The sequence below is a fragment of the Uliginosibacterium sp. H1 genome, assembly GCF_036017065.1.
Classification (GTDB): Bacteria; Pseudomonadota; Gammaproteobacteria; order Burkholderiales; family Rhodocyclaceae; genus Uliginosibacterium.
Genome location: NZ_JAYXHR010000003.1, coordinates 516235 through 539531, shown reverse-complemented (window position 1 = coordinate 539531; position 23297 = coordinate 516235). Strand labels below are relative to the sequence as shown.

General features: G+C 65.5%; 19 protein-coding genes and 1 tRNA gene. 5 read left to right on the top strand and 15 right to left on the bottom strand.

Annotated features, from left to right (window positions below):
- Positions 1-222: 222 nt before the first annotated feature.
- Both VVD47_RS19050 and VVD47_RS19045 read left to right on the top strand, forming a co-directional pair.
- Complete coding sequence (locus VVD47_RS19050) at positions 223-1440, top strand: pectinesterase family protein (protein WP_327605100.1); 1218 nt, start codon at positions 223-225, stop codon at positions 1438-1440.
- Positions 1441-1589: 149 nt separating this feature from the next.
- Positions 1590-2171, top strand: a complete 582-nt coding sequence (locus tag VVD47_RS19045; RefSeq protein WP_327605099.1) for a superoxide dismutase — start codon at positions 1590-1592, stop codon at positions 2169-2171.
- Between the two features lie 110 nt (positions 2172-2281).
- Here the strand turns inward: VVD47_RS19045 and VVD47_RS19040 are convergent, their stop codons facing one another.
- Together VVD47_RS19040 and nadC are read right to left on the bottom strand one after the other, a co-directional pair.
- The gene (locus VVD47_RS19040) at positions 2282-2419 is read right to left on the bottom strand and encodes a hypothetical protein (protein WP_327605098.1); all 138 of its coding nucleotides are present in this window, start codon (positions 2417-2419) and stop codon (positions 2282-2284) included.
- Positions 2420-2537: 118 nt separating this feature from the next.
- Entirely contained in the window at positions 2538-3386 is an 849-nt protein-coding gene (nadC, locus tag VVD47_RS19035) for a carboxylating nicotinate-nucleotide diphosphorylase (protein WP_327605097.1), read from the bottom strand.
- 108 nt (positions 3387-3494) lie between these two features.
- On the opposite strand from nadC, the gene VVD47_RS19030 reads away from it, so the two are divergent.
- Positions 3495-4970, top strand: a complete 1476-nt coding sequence (locus VVD47_RS19030; RefSeq protein ID WP_327605096.1) for an FMN-binding glutamate synthase family protein — start codon at positions 3495-3497, stop codon at positions 4968-4970.
- A gap of 13 nt (positions 4971-4983) precedes the next feature.
- Here VVD47_RS19030 and VVD47_RS19025 read toward each other — a convergent pair whose 3' ends face one another.
- From VVD47_RS19025 to VVD47_RS18980, 10 genes are all read right to left on the bottom strand, one after another.
- Positions 4984-5886, bottom strand: coding sequence for a DMT family transporter (locus VVD47_RS19025; RefSeq protein WP_327605095.1), 903 nt, complete (start codon positions 5884-5886; stop codon positions 4984-4986).
- A gap of 143 nt (positions 5887-6029) precedes the next feature.
- Positions 6030-7490 carry an NAD(P)H-hydrate dehydratase gene (locus tag VVD47_RS19020; protein WP_327605094.1) on the bottom strand — a complete coding sequence of 487 codons (1461 nt, stop codon included), beginning with the start codon at positions 7488-7490 and terminating at the stop codon, positions 6030-6032.
- A 68-nt stretch (positions 7491-7558) separates the two neighbouring features.
- Entirely contained in the window at positions 7559-7810 is a 252-nt protein-coding gene (locus VVD47_RS19015) for a hypothetical protein (RefSeq protein WP_327605093.1), read from the bottom strand.
- 97 nt (positions 7811-7907) lie between these two features.
- Positions 7908-8669, bottom strand: a complete 762-nt coding sequence (locus VVD47_RS19010; protein WP_327605092.1) for a S1 family peptidase — start codon at positions 8667-8669, stop codon at positions 7908-7910.
- A 71-nt stretch (positions 8670-8740) separates the two neighbouring features.
- The gene (locus VVD47_RS19005) at positions 8741-9697 is read right to left on the bottom strand and encodes a lytic transglycosylase domain-containing protein (protein ID WP_327605091.1); all 957 of its coding nucleotides are present in this window, start codon (positions 9695-9697) and stop codon (positions 8741-8743) included.
- Between the two features lie 25 nt (positions 9698-9722).
- Entirely contained in the window at positions 9723-11003 is a 1281-nt protein-coding gene (locus VVD47_RS19000) for a nucleotide sugar dehydrogenase (protein WP_327605090.1), read from the bottom strand.
- Between the two features lie 51 nt (positions 11004-11054).
- Positions 11055-13841, bottom strand: a complete 2787-nt coding sequence (prsT, locus tag VVD47_RS18995; protein ID WP_327605089.1) for an XrtA/PEP-CTERM system TPR-repeat protein PrsT — start codon at positions 13839-13841, stop codon at positions 11055-11057.
- A gap of 60 nt (positions 13842-13901) precedes the next feature.
- Complete coding sequence (gene prsR, locus VVD47_RS18990; protein ID WP_327605088.1) at positions 13902-15287, bottom strand: PEP-CTERM-box response regulator transcription factor; 1386 nt, start codon at positions 15285-15287, stop codon at positions 13902-13904.
- 4 nt (positions 15288-15291) lie between these two features.
- Positions 15292-17361, bottom strand: coding sequence for an XrtA/PEP-CTERM system histidine kinase PrsK (gene prsK, locus VVD47_RS18985; protein WP_327605087.1), 2070 nt, complete (start codon positions 17359-17361; stop codon positions 15292-15294).
- Positions 17362-17420: 59 nt separating this feature from the next.
- Entirely contained in the window at positions 17421-18803 is a 1383-nt protein-coding gene (locus tag VVD47_RS18980) for a TIGR03013 family XrtA/PEP-CTERM system glycosyltransferase (protein WP_327605086.1), read from the bottom strand.
- Positions 18804-19336: 533 nt separating this feature from the next.
- Here VVD47_RS18980 and cobA point away from each other — a divergent pair.
- A complete protein-coding gene (cobA, locus tag VVD47_RS18975; RefSeq protein ID WP_327605085.1) occupies positions 19337-20107 on the top strand; it encodes a uroporphyrinogen-III C-methyltransferase in 771 nt (256 codons plus the stop codon).
- A 21-nt stretch (positions 20108-20128) separates the two neighbouring features.
- Here cobA and queF read toward each other — a convergent pair whose 3' ends face one another.
- The 3 genes from queF to VVD47_RS18960 form a co-directional block, all read right to left on the bottom strand.
- Positions 20129-20980 carry an NADPH-dependent 7-cyano-7-deazaguanine reductase QueF gene (gene queF / locus VVD47_RS18970; protein ID WP_443081000.1) on the bottom strand — a complete coding sequence of 284 codons (852 nt, stop codon included), beginning with the start codon at positions 20978-20980 and terminating at the stop codon, positions 20129-20131.
- Between the two features lie 11 nt (positions 20981-20991).
- Positions 20992-21954, bottom strand: a complete 963-nt coding sequence (locus tag VVD47_RS18965) for an alpha/beta hydrolase (RefSeq protein ID WP_327605083.1) — start codon at positions 21952-21954, stop codon at positions 20992-20994.
- Positions 21955-22092: 138 nt separating this feature from the next.
- Positions 22093-22177 (bottom strand) — tRNA-Leu (locus VVD47_RS18960).
- Between the two features lie 87 nt (positions 22178-22264).
- Here VVD47_RS18960 and queA point away from each other — a divergent pair.
- On the top strand, positions 22265-23290 hold the full coding sequence (queA, locus tag VVD47_RS18955) for a tRNA preQ1(34) S-adenosylmethionine ribosyltransferase-isomerase QueA (protein WP_327605082.1): 1026 nt from the start codon (positions 22265-22267) through the stop codon (positions 23288-23290).
- Positions 23291-23297 lie beyond the last annotated feature (7 nt).

Below are 23297 nucleotides of genomic sequence, written 5' to 3'. Positions count from 1 at the left end.
GATCGTCATGGAGGTGCCGGACAGACCGGGGCTGTCCGCGCTTGGTTCCGGCAGCGGGAAAACGCTTGGCTGGAAATATATTTCATACGCAGCGAGATGGCGCGGATTGGCCGGCAATTCCGGCTCCTAGAATCGGCGCAAACGGACAGAGATCCGCTCCGCATATCGCGCATCCGACGCGTGCACATCGCGTCGATAAATCCACTCTTGGAGGAGTTCAGCATGGCTGCAAATTGCCGTCGGCACGCGTTCGCGCGCCACACGCTTCACCTCGCCGTCATCACCGCCACGACCGCCGCCACCGCGTTCGGCAGTCTGGCACAGGCGGAAATCCCGAGCACGCCCAATCGCCCGCAACTGAGCGCGGCCGAGGCGAAGAACCACACGCCGCTGAAGTACCTCGCGCAAGGCGGCACGCTGGGCGCACTGGTCACCGACAACTGGAACCCCACCGCGGGGGTCGGCTCGGTGAGTTCGAAGAAGCCCTTCGCCACCATCGCGGCCGATGGCAGCGGCACGCACGCCACCGTGCAGGAGGCCGTCAATGCCGCCGTGCTGCAAGGTGGCACGACCCGCCTGTACTTGCGCGTGAAGCCGGGCACCTATCGCGAGGTGGTGTGCATCCCGGCCGCTGCGCCGCCGATCACCCTGTACAGCACCGACAGCAACGCCGCCAAGACGGTCATCGTCTACAACAACGCCAACCCCACGCCGAAGCCGGTGGGCAGCAGCGCCAACCCCTGCAACGCCAACCTGTCCGGCGCCACCTTCGGCACCAGCGGCAGCGCCACCTTCGCGGTGAACGCCGGCCACTTCCAGGCCAAGAACCTCACCTTCGCCAACGACTACGTGGAAGGCACCTACGGCACCACCAGCCAGCAAGGCGTGGCACTGATGCTCAACGGTGACCGCAACGAGTTCGAGAACGTGCGCGTGCTGGGCCACCAGGACACGCTGTACGTGAAGAGCGCCAACATCAACACCGTGGCGCGCAGCTACTTCAAGCACAGCTACGTGGAAGGCGACGTGGACTTCATCTTCGGTCGCGGCACGGCGGTGTTCGAAAGCACCCGCATCCGTCACCTGGGCAACCGTCAGGTCAGCGGCATCGGGCTGGCCCCGAGCACGGACCCGCGCAACCAGTACGGTTTCCTGTTCGTCACCAGCACCTTCGACACCGACACGCTGACCACGCCGAACGGCAGCTACCTGGGCCGGGCCTGGGACGAAGGCGTCGCCTCGCTGGCGGTGTACAACAACGGTGTGTCGCCCAACGGCCAGTTGGTGATCCGCGAGTCGAACATCGGCAAGCACGTGCGGGTGGCCGAGCCCTGGGGTCCGTCGACGGCGCGTCGCCCCTACAGCTCGGTGGAAGGTCCGTACAGCGCCAACCGCTTCTTCGAGTTCAACAACACCGGCCTCGGAAGCGGCGCGCAGTAAGGGTTCCGGGTATATCCAAATGAAGATCTCGTGGCGTCGCAAAGGCGCCACGAGGTTGTCAGGCTCCTGCTTTCCCGACTAAAATCCTCGGGTTTTCGCCAGGTTCTTCTGCGTTCGCAGATCCTTCCAAGTTACCAAGGAGCCATACCATGGAACACACTCTGCCGCCCCTTCCCTTTGCCAAGAACGCCCTCGTTCCGCACATCTCGGAAGAGACCTTCGACTACCACTACAGCAAGCACCATCAGGCCTACGTCACCAACCTGAACAACCTGATCAAGGGCACCGAATTCGAGAACGCCTCGCTCGAGGACATCATCAAGAAGAGCAGCGGCGGCATCTACAACAACTCCGCCCAGGTGTGGAACCACACCTTCTTCTGGAGCAGCCTGAAGCCGAACGGCGGCGGTGCTCCCACCGGCGCGCTGGCCGACGCCATCAACGCCAAGTGGGGCAGCTTCGATGCCTTCAAGGAAGCCTTCACCAAGAGCGCCGTCGGCAACTTCGGTTCCGGCTGGACCTGGCTGGTGAAGAAGCCGGACGGCACCGTCGACATCGTCAACACCGGCGCCGCCGGCACGCCGCTGACCACCGCCGACAAGGCGCTACTGACCATCGATGTGTGGGAACACGCCTACTACATCGACTACCGCAATGCCCGTCCGAAGTTCGTCGAGACCTTCCTGAACAATCTCGCCAACTGGGACTTCGCTGCCGCCAACTTCGCCTGATCGACGCCTGATCGCCTGATCGACATATCCAGGCCCCGGGCCCACGACAAGCGGACGCAAAAAAGCCCTGGCACCTCACGGTGCCAGGGCTTTTCATTTGCAGCCCGGGTCTAGAGATACAGCACTGCCGGGAAGACCGTCACCGCCAGTACGTAGACCAGCCATTCGACGCGATGGCGGGCGAGAAAACCGGTGAAATGCAGGATCAGCACGATGATGGCAACGACGTAGTACAGGGCAAACAGCATGGATCCGGGCTTTCTTCTTCTGGTCGTTCTGTCTGGAACGTGTTCTTCGTGGTTGTCGTCGTAGCGCCGCCCTCTGGCAGCCACACAGGCCGCGAGTATCGGCCCGTCGATGTCGTGGTTACTCTTCGATGTGACGCAAGGAGAAATCCACCGCCTGAACGTCCTTGGTCAGGGTGCCGATGGAAATGCGATCCACGCCCGTCTCGGCAATCGCCCGTACCCGCTCCAGGCTGACGCCGCCGGAAGCCTCCAGCTGCGCACGACCCGCGGTGATCCCTACCGCTTCGCGCATCTCCGCCAGGTCCATGTTGTCCAGCAGCACCATGCGCGCACCGCTCTCCAGCGCCTCGCGCAACTGGTGGAGGTTCTCCACCTCGATCTGGATGAACACGTTGGACGGCGCGATCTCGCGGGCGGTACGCATCGCCTCGCGCACGCCACCGGCGGCAATGATGTGGTTCTCCTTGATGAGCACGCCGTCATACAGGCCGGTGCGGTGATTGACGCCACCGCCGGTCTTCACCGCGTACTTCTGCGCCAGGCGCAGGCCGGGCAGCGTCTTGCGGGTGTCGACGATGCTGGCGCGCGTGCCTTCGATGGCATCGACGAAACGGCGCGTGACGGTGGCCGTGCCCGACAGCAGCTGCAGGAAATTCAGGCCGGTGCGCTCCGCCGTCAGCAATGCGCGCGCATTGGCGAACACGTCGCACAGCACCTGGCCGGACTCGATGCGATCGCCATCCTGCGCATGCCACACGATGGTGGACTCCGGGTCCAGCATCTGGAACGCCGCGTTGAACCAGGCCGAGCCGCACAGCACGGCCTCCTGGCGGGTGACGACACGACCGCTGGCGCTGCGCTCGGCCGGAATCAGTTGCGCGGTCAGGTCGGCCGTGCCGACGTCCTCGGCCAGCGCCTGGGCTACCCCGCGCTGGATCTCCACTCTCAACTGGTTTGCAAATTCCATGTTGACCCACCTTCCCCTGTTTCGTGCATGCTTGCGTCCGCAGCGCCGGGCGGGGCTCGCCACAGCGCCGAACCATTGTACACGCCGGGGAAAGCCATGTCCGACGGAATGCTAACCGTACTCAGCGTCAGTCTCGGCACCCTCGTGGCGCTCGGGATCGCGGGCTTCCTCGTCTACTGGTACGTGCAGGACATCACCCAGAAGAAGCACACGATCCTGCGCAACTACCCGATCATCGGGCACTTCCGCTACTTCTTCGAAAATCTCGGCGAGTACTTCCGGCAGTACTTCTTTCTCGGTGACCGCGACGAGATGCCTTTCGACCGCGCCACCCGTTCCTGGGTGTACCGGCTCGCAAAACAGGAAGGCGGCATCATCGGCTTCGGCTCCACCTATGACATCCGCCAGCCGGGCGCGCTCATTTTCGTCAATGCGCCTTTCGCCATCCTCGAAGAAGAACGTACCCCCACCCCGCCACTGCTGATCGGCGAGGACTATTGCGACAAGCCCTTCCAGGCCTGCTCCATCGTCAACATCAGCGGCATGAGCTTCGGCGCGATATCGAAGCCCGCCGTGCAGGCCCTGTCGCGCGGGGCCCGCGACGCAGGATGCTGGATGGATACCGGTGAAGGCGGCCTGTCGCCCTACCACCTCGAAGGTGGCTGTGACCTCATCATGCAGATCGGCACCGCCAAGTACGGCGTGCGCGACGCAAACGGCCGCCTGAGCGAGCAGCGGTTGCGCGAACTGGCGGCCCACGAGACCGTGCGCGCCTTCGAGATCAAGATGTCGCAGGGCGCCAAACCCGGCAAGGGCGGCGTGCTGCCCGGCAGCAAGGTAACGCCGGAAATCTCCGATATCCGCGGCATCCCGGCCGGCATGGATTCGATCAGTCCCAACCGTCATCCGGAAATCGGCAACATCGAGGAACTGCTGGATTTCGTGTCACGCGTGCGCGAGATCACCGGCAAGCCGGTGGGCATCAAGACAGCGCTGGGCGGCTGGTACTTCATGAACGACCTGGCCGAAGCCATCGTGCGGCGCGGCCTGGACTGCGCGCCGGATTTCGTCGTCATCGACGGTGGCGAGGGCGGCTCGGGCGCTGCGCCGCAGGCGCTGGCCGACCACGTTGCCCTGTCCATCGACGAAGCCCTGCCGCGCGCGGTCGATGCACTGCTGGCCGCCAATCTGAAGCAGCGCATCAAGGTGGTGGCTTCCGGCAAGATCGTCACCTCCGCACGTGCCGCCTGGGCGCTGGCCTGCGGGGCAGATTTCGTGAATACCGCGCGGGGCTTCATGTTCGCACTGGGGTGCATCCAGGCACTGCGCTGCCACAGCAACACCTGCCCCACCGGCGTCACCACCCACGATCCACGCCTGCAACGTGGCCTCGTGGTGGAAGAAAAATGGAAACGGGTGGCCAACTACGCCAGCGGGATCAACCACGAGATCGACATGATTGCCCACTCCTGCGGCCTGCATCACGCCCGTGAGTTCCAGCGCCACCATGTGCGCATCGTGCAGACCTTCGGCCGCTCGGAAGCGCTCAACGTGCTCTACCCCTATCCCGGGATCAGTCGCTGACCAGGTCGCCAGCTCAGTCGGCGGGTTCGGTCCGGCGCCGGCTCTCGAGTGCCACGACGATGCCGGACACCGCAATGATGCCCATCCCTGCCAGGCTCATGCCATCCGGGTACTGGCCGAAAACCAGCCAGCCCAGCAGCGCCGCCCACACCAGTTGCAGGTAGGACAGGGGGGCGAGCAGCGACACCGTCGCATCGCGATAGGCGCGGGTGTAGCAGTAGTGCCCGATGCCACCGCTCAAGCCGACGCCGATGAGCAGGCCCCACTCCAGCAGGCTGGGAGTCGGCCCACCGAGCGACCACGGCAGCATCAGGCTGAACACGCCAGCACCGGCAAGCGCTGCGTAGAACAACAGCGTCGTGGTGCGCTCGGTGCGCATCAGTACGCGCGACAGCAACTGGTAGCCGGCGCTGCCCAGCGCGACGCCCATCACCAGCACGAACCCCGTCACGTCGACGCTGCCGCCCGGACGTGCGATCAGCAGCACGCCGAGAAAGCCCACCACGACCGCCACTGCCCGCAAGCGGCCGATGCGCTCGCCCAACAGCGGACGCGCCAGCAGCACGGCCAGCATGGGTGCCACGAAGGTCAGCGATGTCGCCTCCGCCAGGGGCAGGCGGCGCAGCGCGAACATCATGCACAGCGTGATCGCGACCAGACAGAAGGCGCGCAGGATGGACAAGCCGGTACGTTGCGTCTGCAACAGCAGGCGCCCCTGCAGCGGCCCGAGCAGGACGACCATCAGCAGCAGGTGCACGATGTAGCGTGCCCAGGCGATCAAGGGCACCGGATGGTGTTGCGCCAGGTACTTCACCGAGGTGTCGAGGCAGGCGAACAGGAACAGTGCGATGCTGAAAAACATCACGCCGCGCACGGGGTGGGCGGCATGCGGTACGACGGTGGAGGGTGAGGACAAGGCGGGCTTCCGGCGGGTCAGGCGTCATTATATGGCGCCCAAAATGTCGACTGTGCGTGAGCGCCATGGGACGCCAAGTCATGCGCGGATTTGCATGAGCGCCGTGCACGAACGCCGTATCAGACGGGCCAAAGCGCCGAGCCTCAGCGGGTGGGCAACCAGTCGTTGAACTCGGCCCGCGCCGCGTCGATCAATTCGCTGGCACTCAGGCCCACCGGGCCGATACCCGCATGGGCCAGTCGCTCCGCCGCACGACCATGCAGATGCACCCCGGCCGCCAGCGCCGAGGTGGCCGGCCAGCCTTGTGCCAGCAGGGCAAGGACAAGACCGCTCAGCACATCCCCCATGCCGGCGCTGGCCATGCCGGGATGTCCGCTGGTATTGATGCACCAGCGTCCTTCTGCCGTCGCGAGGACACTGCCGCAGCCTTTAAGCACTACGTCCGCCTGGAAGCGTCGCGCCATTTCGCACGCGCTCGCCACCCGGTCCATCTGCACCTCGGCGGTGGAACACTGCAGCAGGCGTGCGGCCTCTGCCGGATGCGGGGTGAGCACGGTGGCTGCCTCACGCCGGACGAGCGCCTGCTGCATGCCCGGATGCGCCGCCAGCAGGTTCAAGGCATCGGCGTCGAGCAACAACGGGCCGGCGAAACCCAGCGCCCGGCGTAATTGCTGCAGGGCCTGCTCGGACTGGCCCAGACCGGGCCCCACCGCCAGCGCCGACGACAGCAGGTGCAGATCGCCCGGCGGGCGCAGCATGAGTTCCGGGCAAGCCGGATCGAAGCCCGGGGCCGCTGCGTCGAGCAGTCCCAGGAAGACCCGACCGGCGCCCAGCTTCAGGCCGGCGCGGGCCGCCAGCAACGCGGCCCCGGTCATGCCGGCAGCACCACCGATGACGCCTGCGTCGCCGAACATGCCCTTGTGCGCGTTGCGCGGCCGCGCACGCAGGTAGGCGGCGAACATGGCGCGTTCCAGCAAGGCGCCCTCGCCTTCCGGAACCTCCAGCCCCAGATCGTGCAGGCTCAGCTCACCGCAATGGTCGGGGCCGTCCAGCGTCAGCAGGCCGGGCTTGAGCGCAATGAAACTGGCGGTGTGGGTGGCGCGCACCGCGCTGCCCCGCACTGCCCCGGTATCCGCATCCAGCCCGGACGGAACGTCAAGCGCCAGCACCGGGCACCCCATGGCATTGATACGGGCGATGCATTCGGCATGACGGCCATCCACCGGCCGCTTGAGGCCGATGCCGAACAGGGCGTCCACGACCAGCCCCCACTGACTGCCGACGAAATCGGCGACGGTCCTGCCGCCCGCGGCATCCCAGGCCTCACGCGCGATGGCTGCGTCCGGGGGGAGCACCCGTGCATCGCTGCCACACGCCACGACGACGTCGCGACCGGCTTCCTTGAGCAGACGCGCGACGACGAAACCGTCCCCGCCGTTGTTGCCCGGCCCGGCCACCACCAGTACGCAGCTGCTCGCCTCGCCCAGGATACGCAGCGCCACCTCGGCCGCCGCACGGCCGGCGCGCTCCATCAGGGGCGGATGCAGGTCGCTGTGGCGGGCCTCGACGGACCGGATGGCAGTGGAAGACAGCAGCGTGGACATGCCTGGGCAGCGTATGGCGTGAATGGAACTCCCGCTACGCTACTGCGCCCGCCAGGACAATTCAACGTTCAGCCAAGAATGGTGGCGCCGTGCAGGACATTGGGCAGCTGGCGCGAGGGCGCCGGCGAGGATTCGATGTACTTGATGCTTGCGAAGGGAAACATCAGCAGGCGCCCTTCCGCCTCGATCATCAGGTACTGGTCACGCAGCAGACCTTCGATCTGCGCAGCCAGGTTGGCGTTCTCCGGCAAGCCGGGGAAGCCGAAGGACAGCCGGTTGCCATCGTTGAAGTGGATGGTCAGGCGACGTTGTACCGACATGGATGACTCCTCGATGGACAGGGTGCGGCGCGGGCCGGCCGCATGTTTTCGTCATGCCCTGGAGGAAGTCTAGCTGCGCTCCTGCCTCTCCGCCTGCTCAGCGTGGCCGGGCGAGCAGATCCATCAGATGCCGTGCCGGCACCGCGTACGTGATGCCGGTGGGTGAGGACAGCGCGCTCTCCCGCCCACCACGCACCAACACCATGTTGATGATGGCGATCACTTCCCCGCTGTCCGGATCGAAGACAGGGCTGCCACTACCACCGGGATAGGCCGTCGCATCGAGCTGGTAGATGTCGAACGTGCTGCCACCGATGCGGCGGATGGCGGTGGAGGTGAGGTCGTTGGCACGCGGCACCGGGATGCCGTTGGGCGAGATCGCCGACACGATGCCGCGATGCGTGACCGGGTACAGCCCCAGCACCTCGCCCACCGGAAAACCGGAGAAAGCGACTGCTTCGCCTTCGCGCAGCACGCGCTGCGCCATCGCCACCGGTTGCAGCGGGGCGCCTTCCACCTTCAGCAAGGCAAGGTCATGCACGTCGTCGACGCCGAGTTTGCTCAACGGACGTATCTGGGCAGCGCGCCCGCCCTGCGGAATGGCGGCCACGAGCCGCTCGTCACGCGCCGCATCCAGCGCTACCGGCACGACGTGCGCGTTGGTGGCGATGACGCTGCCATCGCCGACGGCAAAGCCGGTGCCAAGGAAACGGAACTGCGGATTGCGGGCAACCTGGAAGGTACCGATTCCGACCAGGGCAGGTTTCACCCTGGCAATCGCATCCGGCAGATCCGCGAGTGCGTGTGGAGCGAAACCCGCGATCAGCCAGCCAAGAACGACGAGGCGCAGATACTTCATGAAACGACTCCTGCGGAAGAAATTGCTCTGGCGAGCCGGACAGACACAGTCCTGCCCGGCACGGGCAGGATTCAACGCCCCGCCACCGCCGCCTTGCCCACGATGGGCGACGGTGCGGTGACAGCGGCATCGAAGGCGTGACGCGGCTGGCGATGGAAACCGTAGATGCGTTTGACGTAGAACACCGTCTCCAGGTACGGCGGGATGCCACGGTAGCGGTCGACCGCTCCTTCCCCTGCGTTGTAGGCCGCGACGGCCAGCAACACATCGCCCTGGTAGTACGCGAGCAACCAGCGCAGGTAGCTGAGGCCGCCACGGATGTTCTGGCCCGGGTCGAAAGGCTTCTTGACGCCGAAACGCGCGGCGGTGTCCGGGATCAGCTGCATGACACCCAGCGCCCCCTTGGGGGAGCGGGCCATGATGTTGAAGTTGGACTCCGCCGCTGCGATCGCCAGCGCGAGGCGCGGCTCTATGCCGTAGTTCGGTGCCAGCAGCGAGATCAGCTCGGCGATACGGCGCCGGTCCGGCGCCAGCGTGGCGAGATAGGCGTTGAGGTCCTCGGCTTGCGCGCGCGTAATTTCTTCGCGATCGATGGCACTGTCGGCATCCGCCTGCGCGGGCTTCGCCGAAGCAGCGGCCGTCGTCGCAGTGAGGCAGGCGGGCATTTCACCCGAACTGGCTCCCACCATGGCCTGCGCCTTCTGCGCGCCGGCATGGCCCTGTGCCGCCGCCGTCGCGAACAGGGATGCCGCATAGGTCGCACTGCGGGCAACGCCGCGGCCGTTGGCATACATCCAGCCCAGGCTGTACTGCGCCTCGGCGTCACCGAGCCGGGCCGCCTCGCAGTACAGGCCAGCGGCACGCTCCGGGTCGCGCGGCGCGCCTTCGCCATGCTCAGCGGCGACAGCCTGTTCCAGCAGGCTGCGGGCGAGGACCTGGCGGCCGCCCTCGCTCAGCTGCGCCAGCGCGGGCGCCGCGGGCAATGCAGACATGGCGGCGAGGAGCAGCAGGACCCGACCGCGCGCCATGGCTCCACCTATGACATCCGGCTGATCAGAGGCGCCACAGCGTCGCACCGGTCGCACCGACCTGCGCAGCGTCGTGGAAGCTCTTCACGTCTACGAAGATGCCGCCCGGCACCAGCTTGCCGGTCACCTGGGCAGTCCCCATGTCCGCGTATTCCTTGTGGGCGACGGCCGCGACCACGGCGGCGGCCTGCGGCAGCGACTCCCAGGCGGTCAGGCCCACACCGTACTCGTGCTGGCACTCTTCGCTGTTGGCGATCGGGTCATGCACCAGCACGTTGGCGCCGTAGCTCTGCAGTTCGCGCACCACGTCGATGACCTTGCTGTTGCGCAGGTCGGGGCAGTTTTCCTTGAAGGTCATGCCCAGCACGATGATGTTGGCGCCACGCACCGGCAGATCGTTGGCGATCATCTGCTTGATGGTCTGCTCGGCGATGTACTTGCCCATGCTGTCGTTGATGCGACGGCCCGCCAGGATGACCTGCGGGTGGTAGCCCAGCATCTCGGCCTTGTGGGTCAGGTAGTAGGGATCGACGCCAATGCAGTGGCCACCGACCAGGCCGGGCCGGAACGGCAGGAAGTTCCACTTGGTGCCGGCTGCCTTCAGCACCTCGACGGTATCGATGCCGATACGGTGGAAGATCACCGCCAGCTCGTTCATCAGCGCGATGTTGAGGTCGCGCTGGGTGTTCTCGATGACCTTGGCGGCCTCCGCCACCTTGATGCTGCTGGCCGGGTAGACGCCGGCGGTGATGACCGCGCCGTAGATTTCGGCCACCTTGGCCAGCGTCTCCGGCGTATCACCGGACACCACCTTGGTGATCTTCGTGACGGTACGTTCCTTGTCACCGGGGTTGATGCGCTCGGGGCTGTAGCCGACGAAGAAGTCCTGCTTCCACTTCAGGCCGGAGAACTTCTCGATGATGGGAATGCAGACCTCTTCGGTCGCACCCGGGTAAACCGTGGACTCATACACCACGATGGCGCCACGCTTCAGGTAGCGGCCCACGCTCTCCGAACTCTTCACGAGCGGCGTGAAATCGGGCTTGTGCGCATCGTCCACCGGCGTCGGCACCGCCACCACGATGAAGTCCGCCTCGCGCAGGATTTCCGGGTTCGTGCTGAAGCTCAGCTGGGTGGCGGCCTTCAGGTCGGCACTCAGGACCTCGCCGGTCGGATCGACGTGGTCACGGTACGCAGCGATCTTCTCTTCGGACAGATCGAAGCCAAGGGTCTTGAATTTCTTGCCGAACTCCACGGCAAGCGGCAGGCCGACATAGCCCAGGCCGATAACAGCGATGGTGGTCATTGGGGTAGATCCGGAAAACGGGTTGGGAATTTTGTCAGCGGATTCTTTCAATCACAGCGTCTGGGTGAAAGCATCGATTTCACGCTTCAGCGCGGAATCCTTGGGCGCCAGTTCGCTCGCCTCGGTCGCCGCCTTCTTCGCTGCCGATTTGTCGCCGGCTTTCGCAAGTCCCCTGGCGTAGCCCAGCTGGATTTCCGGCTTCTTGGGGGCCGCGCCGGCCGCCTGCTTCAACAGCTCGACGCCTCGCGCCGTCTGTCCACGCTCGACGAGGATGGTGCCGAGCGTTTCCATGATGTCCGCCGACTTGGGCGCAAGCTTGAGGGCCTGCTCGGCATACTCGACCGCGTTCGCATCACCCTGTTTCTGCGCGGCATAGGCCAGGTTGTTCAGCACGTAGGGCCGCTGTTGCTCTGACACCAGCTTGAGCATCTCGCGATATTGCCCAACAGCATCTGCGTAACGGTCTTCGCGCATCGCGCGCTCCGCCAGGGAGGCGCGCACCGTGGTATCGCGCGGTGCGCTCTTGTACCACTCGGTCACCACCGCCTCGGCCTCGGCCTTCTTGCCGAGTTGCAACTGGGCGTTATGCAGCGCAATGACGATCTGCGGACTGCGTGCTCGCTTGTAAGCCTGCTGCAGCGCATTCACGGCCGCGGGCCACTGCTTGCCCAGCACATGGATATCGGCCTCCAGTGCATAGCCAAGCGGCTCGTCCGGGCGCTGCTTCTGCATCTGCTGGGCCACTTTCACGGCCTCTTCGCTACGTTGGTTGCCCGCCAGCAACCCGACCAGGCGCTGCTGCGCATCGCGCAGATCCGGCTTCAGTTCGAGCGCCTTGCGCAGGCTCTGCTCGGCGGCGCCGAGTTCCTTGTTGGCGAGCTGCGCGTCGGCGAGATCGACATGTGCCTGCGGATTCCCGGGTTGCGCGGCAACCAGCTTGCTGAAGCTGGAGATCGCCTGCTGGCGCTCGCCGACAGCCAGCTGGGTGCGCGCAAGCAGACGCTGCACTTCGGGATTGTCCGGGGCAGCGGCCTGCGCCTCCTGCGCCACTTCCAGCGCCCGTTTGTTGTCGCCCAGGCGAAGCAGCGTCTGCACGAGCACGAGGCGGGCTTCGATCTGCGTCGGCTCAGCCGCGATGGCCTTTTCAAGGGTGGCCTTGATCTGCTCCGGCGTTCCTCCGGTATCCCCCAGCAACACGGCAAGCAGCAGGTAAGCCCGGACGTTCTTGGGCTCCTTGGCGAGGATGTCCTCAAAGCGCTTGCGGGCGACCTCCGGTTTCCCGTCAGCCAGATCGAGACGCGCAAGCTCGCGAGCGGCACCGATGTTCCCGGGTTGCAGGCTCAGCGCCTTCTCGAACGCGGCACGGCCAGCCGGAATGTTCTTCGTGGCGAGCATCACGGAACCCTTGATGTTCTGTACCAGCGCATTCTCCGGCTGCTTTTTTTCGAGTTCGCTTACGACAGCCAGCGCCTGTTGCGTGTCTTGCTTACGCAGGTGCGCGGAGATCAGTGCGATTTCAGCATCGAGCCTGGTGTCATCCATCTTCACCGCAGCTTCCAGATCCTGCATCGCACGGGCGTCGTCGCCACCTGCCATGCGGGCCATGGCCAGACGGGTCCGGACCTCGGCATTGTCCGGGCGCTGGGCCGCGAGCTTCGAGAAGTACTCGGTCGAGCGGGCCGAGTCGCCGGTGAGCAGGTAGGCCTGCCCGGCAAGCGCGAGCAGGCCGGGGTCATTGATCTCACCCGCCAGCAGGGGCTTGAGCACGTCCAGGGCACGCGCCGGATCAGGCACTGCAAGCAGCGACTCTGCAAGCAGCCTGCGCGCCACACTGGAATTCGGGTTGCTGCTCAACAGCTTCTCGAGCTGGGTCTGCGCCTGCAACTGCTGTCCAAGACGGATCTGTGCCGTGGCTGAAACAATGATCGACGGAGCATGATCGGGAGCCACCTTGAGCACCTGCGCCGCCAGGTCGCGCGCCTGGGGATATTGCTTACGCTGCAATGCCAGCAAGGCATCGAGATAAATCGTCTGCAGGGAACGCGGGGCCACCTTCTTGGTTTCGGCCAGTGCGGCAGCTGCTTCGTCCAGCTTGTTCAGGCTGATGAGATAGCCGACCAGCCGCTGATGCGCACGCACGGAGTCCGGCCGCGCCTTGACCGCGGCGCGGAATGCCGCCTCGGCCTCATCACGCTGGGCCTTGTAGCTCAGTAGATCGCCCTTGAGCAACAAGGCATCGCTGTTCGATGCATCGGCCGCCAGCACCTTGTCGACGATCGCGAGGGCGCTGTCGGCATTGCGATCCATGCCTTGCAATACTGCTGTGCCCAGCAACGCATCCGCTTGATCCGGCTTGAGCTTGAGGGCCTGTTCGAAACGCTCACCGGCCTTGGCGCGATCGCCCAGCGTCATGTGCGCGCGACCCAGCACCGTGAGGAAGGCCGCCTGTTCGGTCGGATCGCTGGCCTGGAAACCAGCAAACTCCTCCACCGCTTTCTTGCCCTCGCCGCTTTCCACCATTGCACGGATCAGCAACGGTACGGCCCGTTCGCGACGGTAACCCGCTTCCAAGGCCTTGCGGAGCTCTCCCACCGCAGCCGCAGAGTCGCCTTGCTCCAGCAGGATGCGGCCGAACAGGAAGCGCGCTTCAGCATTGCCGGCGTTCTCCTGCAGGAGATTCTTCACCTGGATGGTCGCGGTATTGAAGTCCCGCTTGTCGAAGGCAGCCTGCGCATCGGCGAGCATCTTGGCAGGGTCGTCGCCAAGGCAGCCGGACAGCGCGAGGCACAGCAGGGATGCCGTGGCGAGCGCACGCAGCGAGTTGGGTCGCGGGTTCATCGAGTCTCTCCTGGATCTTTGTAAATCTGGTTCGGTCCGAAGCGTCCGGCGTGCAGAGACTCAGCCTTGGGCCGGGTTCTTCTGGATGCCGAAACGGTTCATCAGGTCATACAGCGTGGGCCGACTGACGCCGAGCACCTCGGAGGCGCGCGCAATGTTGCCATTGACGCGGGCGAGCACCCGCAGCACGGCGCGACGCTCCGCATCCTCGCGCACCTGGCGCAGGTTGAGCGCGGCATCCGTTTCGTCTTCGCTGGCCACGGCCAGACCGACGTCTTCTGCGGTGATGCGGTTGGCGTCAGCCATGATGACCGCACGCTTGATGCAGTTTTCCAGTTCGCGGACATTGCCCGGCCAGCGGTGGATCGACACCGCCGCCACGGCATCATCGGTCAGGCTCATGCTGCCGCGCTTCTGTTCTTGTGCAAACCGCTGCACGAAGGCGTGCGCCAGCAGGCTGGCATCGCCCTCGCGTTCGCGCAGTGCGGGAATGTTCACCACGATCTCGGCGAGGCGGTAATAGAGGTCTTCGCGGAACAGGCCTTCACGGCTACGCGCCATCAAATCCTGGTGGGTCGCACACACCACCCGCACGTCAACCGGGATTTCTTCGCGACCACCGATACGTTCCACGGTACGTTGCTGCAGGAAGCGCAACAGCTTGGCCTGCAGCGCGTGCGGCAGGTCGCCGATCTCGTCCAGGAACAGGGTGCCCTTGTGCGCCAGTTCGAACTTGCCGGGCGTCTGCTTTACCGCGCCGGTAAACGCGCCGCGCTCGTAGCCGAACAGCTCACTCTCAAGGAGGTTCTCGGGAATCGCCGCGCAGTTGATTGCGACGAAGCGCTCGTTCTTGCGGGAAGAGCGCTCATGAAGGCCTCGGGCCAGCAGCTCCTTGCCGGTACCGCTCTCGCCCAGCAACATGACGGTTGCATTGGTTGGCGCGACCTTCTCGATGGTGCGGCAGATCTTCTGCATGCCGGGGTCCCGGGTCAGCAACCCGGCCAATACGCCACCACCCTGCTGCACCTGCAGGCGACGATTCTCGGCCTGCAGGTCATGCAGACGGAAGGCACGCTCGATGGTCAGCGCCAGCAACTCCGGTTCGAAAGGCTTGCCAAAGAAGTCGTAGGCCCCTGCACCGACGGCACGCACCGCATTCTCGCGGTCATGCTGGCCGGTCAGCACGATGACCTTGGTGTCCGGCGCCAGCGAGAGCATTTCGCCCAGCAGGCGGAAGCCTTCGGTCACGCCATCCGGCGCAGGCGGCAAGCCCAGGTCCATGGTGACGACCGCCGGCTCGTGACGGCGGATGGCGGCGAGCGCCGAATCCCGGTCCGAGGCCGTCACGACCTCGAACGCATCGAAGGCCCACTTCATCTGCTTCTGCAGCGCGGGGTCGTCTTCGACGATGAGCAATACCCGTTTTTCCTGCGCGTTATCCGACATGGCTTCAGGCCGCCGCAGACTCGGCACGCGAGGCGAGCGGCAATTGGATTGTGAAGGTGGTTCCGCGACCCGGTTCGCTGTCTACGCTGACGCGCCCGCCCAGTTCGACCACGTACTGCTGCACCTCGTAGGTGCCGATTCCCATCCCGGTGTTCTTGGTCGTCTGGAAAGGTCGGAAGAGGCGCTCGCGGACAAACTCCGGACTCATCCCGCAGCCGTTGTCACTGACGGACAGGAGTGCTGCGCCGGCGCCCTCGAAGGTGCGGACTTCAACCTTACCATGCGAGGGTGTCGCCTCCAGTGCATTCTGCACGACATGCCCGATGATACGTTCGAGACGATCTGCATGGGCATTGACCCACAGGCCTTCCGCGAGATCGAAGTCCAGTTCGGCGGCGCCATTGCGCGCGAGGCGTTGCGCGGTGCGGCACAACACCGCGAGATCCAGGCTGCGGCGCGCTTCGATCGGTGTCTTGTTCTGCAGCTGCTGCATCAGCCCGCGCATCCTCTCCGCCACGTTGGCCACCGTCATCAGCATGTCGTCCTGGAACTCGGGATTGGCCTTGTGGCGATCCGCGTTCTTCAGCATCAGCGAAAGCTGGGCGACGAGATTCTTGAGATCGTGGACGACGAAAGCGGACATTCGGTTGAAGGAATCGAACTTGCGCGCTTCGAGCAATGCCTCGGTGGTATGTGCCAGCGTCAGGTAGCTGGCCGCCTGGGCGCCCGCGGTCTTCAGCAGATCCAGCACCTCCCAGTTGACCTCGACCGGCACCCGAGCGTTGGCCAGCAGCACGAAGCCTCCCAGCTTCTGGCTCGCCCCAAGCGGTACCAGCAACCAGGCCTCGGGAAGTTCGCGCAGCCAGTCGGGCATCCTCGCCTCGCCATACAGATCGGGACGGCTGCGCCACTCCTCGAGGTTGAGGATCCAGCCCCGCTCTGCCATCAGCTGGCACATCGCACTGTCCGAAGGCTCTTCCCAGTTCTCTGCACGCAGGTTCAGCTGGGCCTGTGGGCGCATGAGGCCGTCCTCGCTGCGCAACCACAACACGCCACCAGGACTCTCGACGAAATCACCCAGTGCACTGATGACGCGCTGCCCCAGCGAGCGCTCGGCAGAGACGTCGGTCAGCGCTTGGGTGAAACGCAGCCAGGCATTGCGGTAGTCGTAGCGATAGGCAAACAGGTGCTTGTTGATCAGCACCCGCAGCTTGGCCCGAGCCGAGCCGGAGAACACAAGAAACACCAGCAGGACCAGCCCGCAGAAGAACAGGCCTGCCTGCAGGGCGCGTCCCCAGTTGCCGCCGAACCAGCGCACGTAGTAGCCCGCCGCGGCAATCAGCAGCAGATACGCGCCGGACGCGGCCAGCGTCGCGGTGTGGAACACCAGTTCGCGCGACAGGGTGATGCGGAAGGTCCAGTCCCGGCTACGCACTGCCGACATCGCCACCAGCGGCATCGCAATGGCATGCACCGCGCCGCGGATCGCCATCACCTCGTCGTCCAGGCGCCCGAGCATGACGGCGTCGGCATACAGGTAGATGTCGAAGCACAGCGAACTGGCCAGGCCGATGATCACCGGCTTGATACCCCAGCGGGAGCCCGCCGGAAAGTTGCGGTAGATCTGCTCGAGCAGCGCGAGGAACCATATCGCCAGCAGCAGATGGCCCAGCGGCTGCCAGCGAAGCTGTGCGCCAGACGAGGGTTCGATCAGACCGCCCAGGCATGCCAGCGCGAACAACACGGCGCCAGCGGGCAGGAATCCACGCAGCCGGGCGCTGACGTGCTGCTCGACCTCGGTTACGGCGAGCAAGCCAGCAAGGAAGTAGGCCCAGGCCGCGAGGCGGGCGAAATCAAGGGCGCTGGCAAGGAAGTGGCTGTAGCGACCGGACCACCAGAGCAGCCCGGAAAACTCGGCGACGGCCCAGGCGGCCGACAGCGCGACCGCGAGCAGCACGCGCCCGCCGAGGCGACCACCGCGCCAGCCTTGCCAGAGATACGCCGCGAAAGCGGTGAAGACGATAGCCGCGAAGCCGTAGGCCCAGCGCGCTATCTGAAGGGAGTCGGTTTCCATTGGAAACGAAGTCTGCGCCGCGGTTCAGGCGCAGGGCAACGCGGAAACGACGAGGCCGCTCAGTGGGCGCCTTCGCCGGTCATCACCACGCGCACCGTCTCGGCCAGCACCAGCATGTCGAGGAACAAGGTGTGGTTCTTCACGTAGTACAGGTCGTACTGCAGTTTCTGCACGGCGTCGTCCACCGATGCGCCATAGGCGTAGCGCACCTGGGCCCAGCCGGTCACCCCCGGCTTGAGGCTGTGGCGGACGGCGTAGAAGGGAATTTCCGCGGCAAGTTGCTCGACGAAGTAAGGACGCTCCGGACGCGGCCCGACCAGGCTCATGTCACCGATCAGCACGTTGAACAGCTGGGGCAGTTCATCGATGCGGGCCTTGCGGATCAGCTTGCCGATACGCGTCACACGGTTGTCGTTGGAGCTGGCCCAGCGCGGCTTGCCATCCTTCTCGGCGTCACGGCGCATGCTGCGGAACTTGATGACCTTGAAGGTACGACCGCCCTGCCCCACGCGCTCCTGGCGGTACAGCACGGGGAAGCCGTCTTCGATGGCGATGGCGATCAGCGTGAAGAGCATGACCGGCGCAGCCAGGATCAACAGGATGCTGGCGGCCACGATATCGAAAGTGCGCTTCACGAAACTGCGCATCAGCCCCTGGCGGAAGCCCTCGCCGTAGATCAGCCAGCTGGCGCGCAGCGAATCGACACGTACCTGACCACGTACGCGCTCGAAGAAGCAGGACAGGTCCAGCACCTTCACGCCAGCCAGCTTGCAATCCAGCAGTTCGGCCAGCGGCAGCGTGCCACCACGGCGCTCACGTACAGCCACGATGATCTCGTCGATGCCCAACTCACGCACGGTGTCGATCAGCGAGCGGGACGAGCTCAGTACCCGGGCGTGGTTCACCAGCGTGTCCTCGACACCGGGCGCCGGGTAGAAACCGGCGATGCTGATGCCCGGATGCCCGTGGTGGGTCAGGGTATGTTCGACGGAAGCAGCTTCCCGCCCCGTACCGATGACAAGGACGCGGCGGGTGAGGAAAGTGGCAGTGGCACGGCGGCGCGAAACGCCACGCATCAGCAGAACGAAACCCAGCAGGCCGACGACGATGCCGTCGATCTGCTCGGGCTGCAGACGGGCCCAGGGCAACTCATGGAAGATGACGTAAGCAACGGGCACGCTGAACAACACGGCCAGCACGACACGCGCCACCATGTCGCGCAGCAGCCGGTCGCGCTGCGAACGGTAGAGACCGAACGCGCTGCCCAGCACCACCATGACGACCGCGAACAGCAGGGCTGCGGGCGCCACGACGGCCCAGTTGGCGGCGGCACCGCTGAGCCAGGCACCGGCGACCAGCGTGGCGACGAAAAGGAGAATGGCGTCTACCAGAACCTGGAAGACGGCACTCGACGGGAAGTAATGATTGAACAGCCTGAGCATTCTGATTCTCCGAGTCATCGCACCGTGGGGGAGTGCGCTGGGGTACTCGCTCGGGGGTTCCCGAGAATTTATCTGTCGACCATGAACGGCTTATGACTCCCGCCGTTTCGCTGTTTTGTGCAGCGCATTTACCGCTGCGAACCTTATCGGATCGGGTGCGGATGATGCCGTGAAGGCCTTCACGCTCACTGCAAAGCACGGTGTCCGACCGGGCACTCCTGCCCGCATGGGCATGAATCTGTCAAAGCGCGTCCTTGTGCGCGAAACCGTTTGAAACGGATTTCATTGGATCCAGAGGGTTGGCGGGGCGCCGCCGCCATAAAGACCATCTGACACCTTGAACCCGGACGCACCGCCGGCGCTTTACTTCCGGCGAGGCCCTCCTGACAGCCTGCTCAGCACTTTGTCATGAATCTTCCGTGCATATGTTTTCACAAATATTGTGCTTCGCAGCAATTGAATTATAGCCTTGAGCCCGCCGAAGGCGAGGCTGCGCTAGACTGCGCGCCTGCTGAGAAACGGAAAAGCCGGAAGTGACTGCTGCATCAAGTCTTGTGAGTGGCAAGGTGTGCCTGGTCGGCGGCGGCCCGGGCGATCCGGACCTGCTGACGGTCAGGGCTGCCCGGCTCATCGGCCAGGCCGACTGCGTGGTGTACGACAATCTCGTCAGCCCCGCTGTCATGGCCCTGACCCGCGCCGACGCCCAACGCATCTACGTCGGCAAGAAGGCGGGCAACCACGCCGTGCCGCAGGAGGACATCAACAAGCTGCTGGTCCGCCTGGCCCGGGACGGCAAGCTGGTCGTACGGCTCAAGGGGGGAGACCCGTTCATCTTCGGACGGGGCGGCGAGGAAGTGGAAGAGCTGGTGGACGCCGGCGTGCCCTTCGAGGTGGTGCCCGGTATCACTTCGGCCAGCGGCGCTGCCGCCTATGCCGGCATTCCCCTGACGCACCGTGACCATGCGCAAAGCTGCCTGTTCGTCACCGGTCACCTGAAGGGCGACAGCTACGATCTGGATTGGCCCGAGCTCGTACGTCCCGGCCGGACCCTCGTCGTGTACATGGGTATTTCATCTCTGCCGGAGATCAGCCGCCAGCTCATCGCCCACGGCATGCCTGCCACGACGCCGGCCGCCTGCGTGCGACATGCCACCCTGCCCGACCAGCAGGTGATCGTCGACAGCATCGCCGCCCTGCCCGCGCGACTGGAAGCGGAGGCCATCAAGCCACCGGCCCTGCTCATCATCGGCGGCGTGGTGAGCCTGCGCCAGCGCCTCAACTGGTTCAACCCCAGCCGCGACTGAGCCGCCCTGCCGTCGGGCTGCCTACTGGCGCACCTCGGCAACGTTCTCCAGCAACCAGCCTTCGTGCGAAGCGCGGAAGGGGTTGATGTCCAGTCCGCCGCGACGCGTGTAGCGTGCCCACACGGCCAGCCGTTTCGGGGCGCATTGGCGGGTGATGTCCATGAAGATGCGCTCCACGCACTGCTCGTGGAATTCGTTGTGCTGGCGGAACGACACGATGTAGCGCAGCAGGCCTTCGCGGTCGATCCTCGGCCCGCAGTAGGCGACGATCACCGTGCCCCAGTCGGGCTGCCCGGTCACCAGGCAGTTCGACTTGAGCAGGTGCGAGAACAGCACCTCGCTGGCCTCCTCCCCGTTTTCCTCGGCGGACAGCAGTCCTGCCACGGGCGAGTAGGTGTCGATGTCGATGTCCAGCGTGTCGAGCAGCTCACCTTCGGGATAGGCGATGACCCGCTCCGGGCGGGTGTCCAGTGTGGCGATGCGTACGCCAACTTCCGCGCCGGCTGCCGCCGACAGATCCCGCGCGATGGTCTGCTCCACCGCTTCGCGGCTGCCGAAGCGTTCCTGGTTGAAGGAATTGAGGTAGAGCTTCAGCGACTTGGATTCGACCAGCCTCGGTGAGGCCGCCGGCACGCGGAATTCGCCGATCGCCACGACCGGCTTGCCGCGCGCGTTCAGCCAGGACAGCTCGTAGGCGTTCCATATGTCCTCGCCCACGAAGGGCAAGCTGCCACCGCCCACGCCGATCTCCTCGCGCTTGCCGATCCGGGCAATCGGGAACAGCAGCTCCGGCGCGTACTGGTCCCGATAGCTGACAGCGCGTCCCAGCGGGGAAGCGGCCACGCCGCCAGCGTCGTCGATGTCCTTCGACATGTTGTCAGTACTCATTGCCTTGTCTCCATGCGGAAGACAGCGCGCAGGGCCGCTGCCGCGGCATCCAGGGCCTCGCCCGCCGCGGGCAGGATGCGGCCCATGGTCAGGAAGCCGTGAATCATGCCGGCGTAGCCCAGGTGAGTCGTCGCCACCCCGGCTTCCGTCAGCTTTTCGAGGTAGGCCACCCCGTCATCGGTCAGTGGATCGCATTCCGCCGTCATCAGCAGCGCCGGTGGCAGGCCGTCGAAGCGCGGCGCGTAGATCGGCGAGGCCCGCCAGTCGCGCCAGTCCGACTCGGACGGCAGATAGTTGTGCTGGAACCAGGCAATCGAAGCCCGATCCAGGAAATGTCCCTCGCCGTACAGCGCATGGCTGGTCCGCTCGCTCAGCATGTCGGTGGCGGGATACACCAGCCATTGCAGGCAGGGCTGCTGCCCACCGGCATCGCGCAGCAGGTGGCACAGCACCGCGGCGAGATTTCCCCCTGCCGAATCGCCGCCGACTGCGACACGAAGCGCGTCCACCCCCAGTTCACCAGCCTGTTTCTGCAGCCAGCGCCAGGCAAACAAGGCATCGTCCAGCGCGGCCGGAAACGCATTTTCCGGCGCCAGCCGGTAATCCAGCGACAGTACGATGCAGCCCGCATCGTTGGCGATACGACGGCACAGGCTGTCGTAGCCGGCCACGTCGCCGAGCGTCCAGCCGCCACCGTGCATCCACAACAGCGCCGGCAAAGGCGTGTCGCCATGGCTTGCCGGCCTGTACAAGCGGCCAAGCAGGGGGCCACCCTCGTGGGAGCGACGCGGCATGGCCAGATCCTGCACCGACTCCACCGCCTGCGGCTCCTCCCGGTAGGCGAACAGCAGCTTGTGGAAGTTGCGACGCGCCGCATCCAGCGGCGACTCCTGCAGGCGAGGGGCGTCGATGCGGTTGAGCATCTCAAGCAGGCTGCGGGCGCGAGGATCGAGCGGCATCGAAGGCCCCTGAGGGATGGCCAGTTTGGCCAGCGGGGTCCGCCGCGGACGGCGAAACAACAATGGAACAAGAGAAGAAACTGGCTGGCCGAAGGCACAGCCGCCCGACCACCTCGGGTCAGGGCAATTCCGCGTAACTGGTGCCGGGAAAGGGACTCGAACCCTTACACCTTGCGGCGGCGGATTTTGAATCCGCTGCGTCTACCGATTCCGCCATCCCGGCGCGGAAAGCCGGCGATTATCCCTTAAGCTACGCCCCCCGGCAATCTGATCCTGCCTGTTTGTGCGGCCGGGGCGCCAGATCGCTCCCATGCTGACCCTCGACGATTTCGACTATTCCCTGCCCCCGGAACTGATTGCGCAGGCACCACTTGCCTCCCGCAGCGACAGCCGCCTGCTGCACGTGGGTGACACGGCACTGGAAGACCTGCGGTTCCGCGACCTGCCGGCGCTGCTGCGCGAAGGCGACCTGCTGGTATTCAACGACAGCCGCGTGCTGCACGCCCGCCTGCATGGCGTGAAGGACAGCGGCGGCCAGGTGGAAGTGATGGTCGAGCGCCCGATCGGCGATCATGAAGCGCTGGCGATGGTCCGCGCGAGCAAGTCGCCCAAGCCCGGGACGCGGATGCGGCTGGCCGACGCTTTCGAGGTCGAGGTGCTGGGCCGTGCCGGCGAGTTCTTCCACCTGCGCTTTCCGCCGGGGGCGACGGTGGTGGAGTGGATCGAGCGCCACGGCAAGCTGCCGCTGCCTCCCTACATCGACCGCGCGGCCGCGGAAGCAGACGAAGCCCGCTACCAGACGGTCTATGCCCGCCATCTTGGTTCGGTGGCGGCGCCCACCGCCGGCCTGCATTTCGACGAAGACATCCTGGCACAGGTGCGCGCACGCGGCGCACGCCTCGCCTACGTCACGCTGCACGTGGGCGCCGGCACCTTCCAGCCGGTGCGGGTGCACAACCTGGACGAGCACCGCATGCACCGGGAGCGCTACGTGATGCCGGAGGAAACCGTCGCCGCCATCGCGGACGCGCGCGCGCGCGGCGGACGCGTCATCTGCGTGGGCACCACCAGCCTGCGCGCGCTGGAGGCGGCGTCACAAGGCAGCGCCCCCGTCGCCGGCAGCGCCGAGACCGACATCTTCATCCGCCCCGGCTACCGCTTCCACGTGGCCGATGCGCTGATCACCAACTTCCACCTGCCGAAGAGCACGCTGCTGATGCTCGTGAGCGCACTGGCCGGCGTGGAGCGCATCCGCACCGCTTACGCCCACGCGGTGGAACAGCGCTATCGTTTCTTCAGTTATGGCGACGCCATGCTGCTGAGCCGGCAGCCCTAGAACGGGA

What these genes read in the sequence shown, in the direction of transcription:
- VVD47_RS19050 (WP_327605100.1), top strand. Translation starts at nt 223, where the DNA reads ATGGCTGCAAATTGCCGTCGGCACGCGTTCGCGCGCCACACGCTTCAC.
- VVD47_RS19045 (WP_327605099.1), top strand. Translation starts at nt 1,590, where the DNA reads ATGGAACACACTCTGCCGCCCCTTCCCTTTGCCAAGAACGCCCTCGTT.
- VVD47_RS19040 (WP_327605098.1), bottom strand. Translation starts at nt 2,419, where the DNA reads ATGCTGTTTGCCCTGTACTACGTCGTTGCCATCATCGTGCTGATCCTG.
- nadC (WP_327605097.1), bottom strand. Translation starts at nt 3,386, where the DNA reads ATGGAATTTGCAAACCAGTTGAGAGTGGAGATCCAGCGCGGGGTAGCC.
- VVD47_RS19030 (WP_327605096.1), top strand. Translation starts at nt 3,495, where the DNA reads ATGCTAACCGTACTCAGCGTCAGTCTCGGCACCCTCGTGGCGCTCGGG.
- VVD47_RS19020 (WP_327605094.1), bottom strand. Translation starts at nt 7,490, where the DNA reads ATGTCCACGCTGCTGTCTTCCACTGCCATCCGGTCCGTCGAGGCCCGC.
- VVD47_RS19015 (WP_327605093.1), bottom strand. Translation starts at nt 7,810, where the DNA reads ATGTCGGTACAACGTCGCCTGACCATCCACTTCAACGATGGCAACCGG.
- VVD47_RS19010 (WP_327605092.1), bottom strand. Translation starts at nt 8,669, where the DNA reads ATGAAGTATCTGCGCCTCGTCGTTCTTGGCTGGCTGATCGCGGGTTTC.
- VVD47_RS19005 (WP_327605091.1), bottom strand. Translation starts at nt 9,697, where the DNA reads ATGGCGCGCGGTCGGGTCCTGCTGCTCCTCGCCGCCATGTCTGCATTG.
- VVD47_RS19000 (WP_327605090.1), bottom strand. Translation starts at nt 11,003, where the DNA reads ATGACCACCATCGCTGTTATCGGCCTGGGCTATGTCGGCCTGCCGCTT.
- prsT (WP_327605089.1), bottom strand. Translation starts at nt 13,841, where the DNA reads ATGAACCCGCGACCCAACTCGCTGCGTGCGCTCGCCACGGCATCCCTG.
- prsR (WP_327605088.1), bottom strand. Translation starts at nt 15,287, where the DNA reads ATGTCGGATAACGCGCAGGAAAAACGGGTATTGCTCATCGTCGAAGAC.
- prsK (WP_327605087.1), bottom strand. Translation starts at nt 17,361, where the DNA reads ATGGAAACCGACTCCCTTCAGATAGCGCGCTGGGCCTACGGCTTCGCG.
- VVD47_RS18980 (WP_327605086.1), bottom strand. Translation starts at nt 18,803, where the DNA reads ATGCTCAGGCTGTTCAATCATTACTTCCCGTCGAGTGCCGTCTTCCAG.
- queF (WP_443081000.1), bottom strand. Translation starts at nt 20,980, where the DNA reads ATGTCGAAGGACATCGACGACGCTGGCGGCGTGGCCGCTTCCCCGCTG.
- VVD47_RS18965 (WP_327605083.1), bottom strand. Translation starts at nt 21,954, where the DNA reads ATGCCGCTCGATCCTCGCGCCCGCAGCCTGCTTGAGATGCTCAACCGC.
- queA (WP_327605082.1), top strand. Translation starts at nt 22,265, where the DNA reads ATGCTGACCCTCGACGATTTCGACTATTCCCTGCCCCCGGAACTGATT.